The following is a 5,202-nucleotide window of genomic DNA, read 5'->3' on the forward strand; positions in this document are numbered from 1 at the left end:
GGCTTGTTATGCACAGGCTACTGTCCCTACCCCTCAGGACTGTTTAAGCCTGTACGACAGAGCTTGGAGCTTGAGCAGTACCCCAAGGTGTCATAACCTGCCTAACGTAGCCCGATGGGAGTTACTTCCCTGGCTGAGGCTAGTCAACTATGGCTTATACCAAGCCACCACCTCTATAGATGGGGGGTAGTTGACTCCTTCATACGGCATGTTCAGTCCCAGGCGTTCTACTATAACCATCCCGCCGCGGTCGGTTGGTATAAACCACAATCTGCCTTCGCTGTATTCGTCATCAAAGTTTCTGCCCACAAGAACATGACCGTCTATTAGCACGTTGAACACCGTGCATCCAAAAACAAAACTGTAGAAAATCAAAAGCAAAAGGAGTGTCATCAAAAAACGATTCTTTTCAGACACGATCTTTTTCCCGCCTCAATTATAATTGATTTGGCAAAAAGGAGTGAAGCTTTTGAGACTGTGGTCTTTGCATCCAAAGTACCTTGATACAAAAGGGCTTGTTGCACTGTGGAGAGAAACTCTGCTGGCTAAAAGCGTGCTTGAAGGGCGCACGAAAGGCTACAAAAACCATCCACAGCTTGAGAGATTCAAAAAACACCCCAATTCTCTGGCGGCTGTGAATTTTTATCTGTTCTACGTGCTCAAAGAAGCACAGAATAGAGGCTACAGGTTCGATGAAACCAAAATAGTTTTTACCCAGATCGAAGAGAAAATTCCCATCACACGCGGTCAGCTCGAATACGAATTTGAGCACCTTTTGAGAAAACTTCAAAAGCGCGATCCAGATCGGTATGAAAAACTGAAAAATCAAAGATCGATCGAACCACATCCGATCTTTTTCGTCATCGAAGGAGATGTCGAAAGCTGGGAAAAAGTCAAATGATGGATCATTTTTTGAAAATGTCCCTGTGCTTGTAAAGAGCCACTGCAAGATTTCCAGAGTACAGCACAAGCAGGTGCCATTCGTTTGCCGTGAAAGCTTTGAACAGCACGTACACAGAGAGCGCCAGCAATGCAGAAATGTATTTCAATCCGTCGGTCCGAACAGAAGATTTTGGGTTCACCGCATACAGAAAGGTCAGGACTGAACCCATGATCACAGGAGCCTGCCATTTTGTAAGCACGCTCCAGGCACCGAAAGTTGTTGCAACGGCTTTTCCACCTTTGAACTTCAGCATTGGAGAAAATGCATGACCCAGAATACCGCAGAGTGCAGCCAGAGAAATTAAGTACCTGTTTTGCACAAAACCAGCCTGAAGAAAGACAAACAGCGGGAAGGTCCCTTTGGAATAATCAAGAAAGAGAGCCAGAACACCCATTTTCCATCCAGCTGAGCGCCAGAGATTCGAAGCGCCGGGATTTTTGTCCCTTACCTTTCTCAAATCGACCCCAACCATTCTTCCGATGATGTACGAGTACATGATCGAACCAGAAAGAAACTGAAGCACCGGTACTATCAAAATCCACAAAATCACAGACGGATCCTCCTTCCCCTCCAGCTCACCTGCTTTAAAAACACCGTTTTTAAAGTGGACACGATGAACAAAACCAGAAAGAACAGAAAATGCACGGGATAGAAAACAAAATCGTACCATTTGTAATCACCAAGGCGCCTTGAAAGAACAAAAACGATGAAGGCAAAAATCGGATAGAACAAAAAAGCCCCAAAAGATCTGAAAACTGCAAAGATCGAAGAGTACACACCTGTCATCCAGAGAAAGGCTAAGGACAAATTCAAAACCCCGCCCGAGACGGAACCAGATGCCATGTTCTTGGTGAAGCCCTCGAACAACTGTTTCATTCCACCCGGGTACATCCTGAACCTTACAAAGTTCAATCCAAGAAGATTCGTGATCCTCTTTCCATGCCTGGCGTAAAGTCTGCCGAGTTTGATGTCTTCAAGGACGCTGTCTTTTATGGCTTGGTGCCCGCCCGTTTCAAAATAATCTTCTCTTGTCGTGAGCACGACTGGACCAAAAAGACCGGACGGTTTTTTCCCGAAAAACCCAAGGTTGCCGCCGGCATAAACGACCAGAAGGTTCATCACAAGGTTCAGATGCTCATAAAATCGCTCCATTCTCTGGTAAGGCCAGATTGAAACAACGCCGCCCAGCTCGACTTGCTTTTCAACGAGTGCTTCTATCGCCTTTTCACCCAGCTCAACGTCGGCATCAATGAACACAAGAAGATCTCCACAAGAGTGCTGTGCTCCGTTCCACAGAGCCCATGACTTTCCAGTCCAGCCTTCAGGAGGATCCTGAGAAAGGTTGATGAGCTTTATATTCTCATATTTTTTTGAAAACTCCTCCACAATCTGAGCGGTTCTGTCCGAAGAGTTGTCGTTCACAACGATGATCTGGTCGATCTGCAACGACTGGTTGATCAGATGGTTGAGCACCTTTTTTATGTTTATCTCTTCATTCCTCGCGGGGATTATCACAGAAATCTTTTTGTGCATGTTTTGTGAACAATCTGTGTTCTGCAAGAAAAATTTATGCCTTGAAGATAAAAAATAAAAAATCGAAATAAAGACCGACGAAAAAACAAAGATCAAACTGGCGCTGGAAAAGAAATAAGAAGCCTGACGATATTCTATTGTGAGATCTTCTGGGATCACATCGGTTTTTAAAATAAAATTGCGGCTAAAGACGACCGCAAAAACTGCAACGGAAAAGAACAAAATCATTAAAAAATTCTTTTGCTTCATCTTTTCACCTCGCTGTAAATATTATAACCAGATTTCTTTTATCACGCAAAGCACGAATTTGAAATATTTTCACACCCTGAACGCTTAAAAAACCCTGTACCTATGCTGTGAAAATAGAATTTTTCCAATTAAAGTCGTTCTATTCAAAACGCTCGAAGCTTTCAAAAACAGCTCTCAGGTAAGTGTCCAAACATAAGAATGGCACTTGGTATTCTGAAGATAGAAGGATTCATTGAGTGGACTGGGAAAAGAAATCCTGTGATGTACAGGCTAAAAAAGCCCATTGAAGAACTGAAAAAATTGCGCAAATCAAAGGTTTTGGATATAGAATTTATTTCCACAGGTACGGTAAAATGCTGTAACCTGTCCAGAAAAGAGGTCCAAGATTTAAAATCAAATGTGGAATGAACGTGAATATCATCTGTCCTGAACTTCGCCACACTGCAATGTGAAGAAAACCAGAGATGGTTGTCATGAGAACAAAAATCACTCCGGCAGTTGTGTTTGGCTGAACCACCTGAAGGAATTTTGTCCAGAACATGGTGTGGATCAAACCCACAAAGGTGGCAAAAAGAAGCAGTCCGGTCACGCGATAACCTGCGCGGGTTTTTTTCGGATACAGATCCCAGGAATCAAAAAAATAGAGCCACAATATCTGTTCTGTGGAAGCATTCGCAAAAGCCCATACAAGAGCGGTGAACAGAACTCCGGCAGGGCTTACTTTTTCAACCTTCACAGGCGACATGCGCGCGAACACAAGGCTTGTAAGGATGACGCCCACGTTTATGTAGAACCACACCGGCGGTTTTGAAATAGGAGTCAGATATCCCACAGTGCCGCGCCTGAGTTTCACAACTCCCCACGCAAGAGCGTAGTAGATGAGCATAGGTATGAGAGCTCCTTTTTTATCATAGAGCCAGCCGGCTGTGGCTGGAAGAGAAAACGCTATCACAACCGAAAGGACAAGATCGACACGCGATGGTTTCCATGAAGCTGGATTGTACGCTCTGGCATTAGACACTTTATCACCTTCTTCAATCGAACAGGAATTCGACGAGTTTTTTCTCTGCATAAAGTCTTTTTCGAAATTCCATAATCGGAAGATCTCCCTGAACAAGGCTGTCTTTTCTTATGTCATTTTGCTGTGTCTGAACAACGCGCCTGTCCTGATGCAGAACGATTTTGTTGAATGGCATTCCAAGCTTTGCAATCAACTGGTCGATAGGCTTTGCACCTGTGGCTTTCACGTAGAATCTAAGATAAATCATGGTCTTTTCTTTTTCCACCGGTACAAAGAAAGCCACCACTCTGATTGATTCGGTTATGTGGTTTTGCCAGACGTTGGGAAATATGAACTCAAGATAGACTTTCGATTCAGTTCCTTCAAGTTCCTGTGGTTTTTTGGCGACCTGTCCCCTATCGATTTCGTTGAAAACGTAAAAGAAGAAACTGTCCTGGTCGATCCACTTCACCACAGGACCGTTGACGAGCGTTCTGTTTCCCCTGCCTATAGTGGTCCTGTGAACGAACGGAAGGTGCATGACATCAAGCTGGTTTTCCACAGCCCTCGGGAAAGGAACGTGCCAGATTTCCTGCATCTGTGCGAAGGTGAATTTTTCATCTATATCGTCAAAGAATCTTGGTTCACCGCTGGGCTCTTTTTCCCCAAACCACATCCACACCATGCCAGCTTTTTCAGTTACATGGTACGCTTTAACTGAAAACCTCTCAGGGACACTGTAGCTTCTTCCAAGCGCAGGAATGAGCTTTACCCTGCCGTTTCCATCGTACTCAAAACCGTGGAAGGGACACTGCAGCCTGCCGTCCACAACCTTTCCGATGGAAAGTCTTGCACATCTGTGTACGCAAAAATCCTCCACGGCATTTATTTTCCCATCTTTGTCTCTCCACAGCACAAGGTCTTTCCCAAACCTCACAACCCCGACTGGTTTTTCTTTTTTAACCTCTTTTGATGAAAGTATTGCAAACCACATATTTTAACCTCCACTGGTATTAAATTATATCAATTTTGAAGCCTTAGTTTACCACAGAAACTCGAAAAAGAAAGTTCATTCAGATCTTCACAACTGCTGAGAATCTACTGGTTTCAAAAAACTCCAAGGAGCTTTGTTGAAGATTTCTGAAATTTGGTAGCTTGTGCCACTCTTATTCTCACAGAGTGACTCATGTACTTAACTATCGGGTATCTATTTTATTGCAAATTCACTGGCTACTTTTGTATGTTTGATTGTCCTTCTTGATTTTTGGGTTTTGTACATTTTTGTGATAGATATTGAATTTTATGATATGATGTGATATAATCAAGATCAAACTACCTTAAAACAAGGGGGGAGTGCTGTGAGAAAATCCTGGGTAATGTTTGTTCTGAGTTTTCTACTTGTAATTTTCCTTGAAAGCTGTGCAACCGTTCCCAGTCAACCAGAAACAGCACCTATAATCATCTGGCAAAAAGCACT

At 43.5% G+C, this 5,202-nt stretch carries 6 protein-coding genes; 1 reads left to right on the forward strand and 5 read right to left on the reverse strand.

Annotated features, from left to right (window positions below; genetic code table 11):
- Window positions 1–147: 147 nt before the first annotated feature.
- Entirely contained in the window at window positions 148–417 is a 270-nt protein-coding gene (locus AC4E92_RS09755) for a hypothetical protein (protein ID WP_490240405.1), read from the reverse strand.
- A gap of 52 nt (window positions 418–469) precedes the next feature.
- Between AC4E92_RS09755 and AC4E92_RS09760 the strand changes: the two genes are divergently transcribed.
- Window positions 470–901 (forward strand): pyrimidine dimer DNA glycosylase/endonuclease V, encoded by a 432-nt coding sequence (locus AC4E92_RS09760; protein WP_490240406.1) that lies wholly within the window; start codon window positions 470–472, stop codon window positions 899–901.
- 4 nt (window positions 902–905) lie between these two features.
- On the opposite strand, the gene AC4E92_RS09765 is transcribed toward AC4E92_RS09760, so the two are convergent.
- The 4 genes from AC4E92_RS09765 to AC4E92_RS09780 all read right to left on the reverse strand — a co-directional run bounded on the left by AC4E92_RS09765 (window position 906) and on the right by AC4E92_RS09780 (window position 4,719).
- Window positions 906–1,493, reverse strand: a complete 588-nt coding sequence (locus AC4E92_RS09765; RefSeq protein WP_490240407.1) for a glycerol-3-phosphate acyltransferase — start codon at window positions 1,491–1,493, stop codon at window positions 906–908.
- Window positions 1,490–2,725: a glycosyltransferase family 2 protein gene (locus AC4E92_RS09770; RefSeq protein ID WP_490240408.1), complete on the reverse strand. Its 1,236-nt coding sequence runs from the start codon at window positions 2,723–2,725 to the stop codon at window positions 1,490–1,492. The genes AC4E92_RS09765 and AC4E92_RS09770 overlap by 4 nt, the downstream gene beginning before the upstream one ends.
- Window positions 2,726–3,056: 331 nt before the next feature.
- Window positions 3,057–3,746 (reverse strand): hypothetical protein, encoded by a 690-nt coding sequence (locus AC4E92_RS09775; protein WP_490240409.1) that lies wholly within the window; start codon window positions 3,744–3,746, stop codon window positions 3,057–3,059.
- Between the two features lie 13 nt (window positions 3,747–3,759).
- On the reverse strand, window positions 3,760–4,719 hold the full coding sequence (locus AC4E92_RS09780; RefSeq protein ID WP_490240410.1) for a Rieske 2Fe-2S domain-containing protein: 960 nt from the start codon (window positions 4,717–4,719) through the stop codon (window positions 3,760–3,762).
- Window positions 4,720–5,202: the final 483 nt, after the last annotated feature.

The sequence above is a fragment of the Pseudothermotoga sp. genome (genome assembly GCF_031962025.1).
Classification (GTDB): Bacteria; Thermotogota; Thermotogae; order Thermotogales; family DSM-5069; genus Pseudothermotoga_B.

Bases quoted from the DNA above. Each gene is read 5' to 3' on its own strand.
- AC4E92_RS09770 (WP_490240408.1), bottom strand. From the start codon at position 2,725: ATGAAGCAAAAGAATTTTTTAATGATTTTGTTCTTTTCCGTTGCAGTT.
- AC4E92_RS09780 (WP_490240410.1), bottom strand. From the start codon at position 4,719: ATGTGGTTTGCAATACTTTCATCAAAAGAGGTTAAAAAAGAAAAACCA.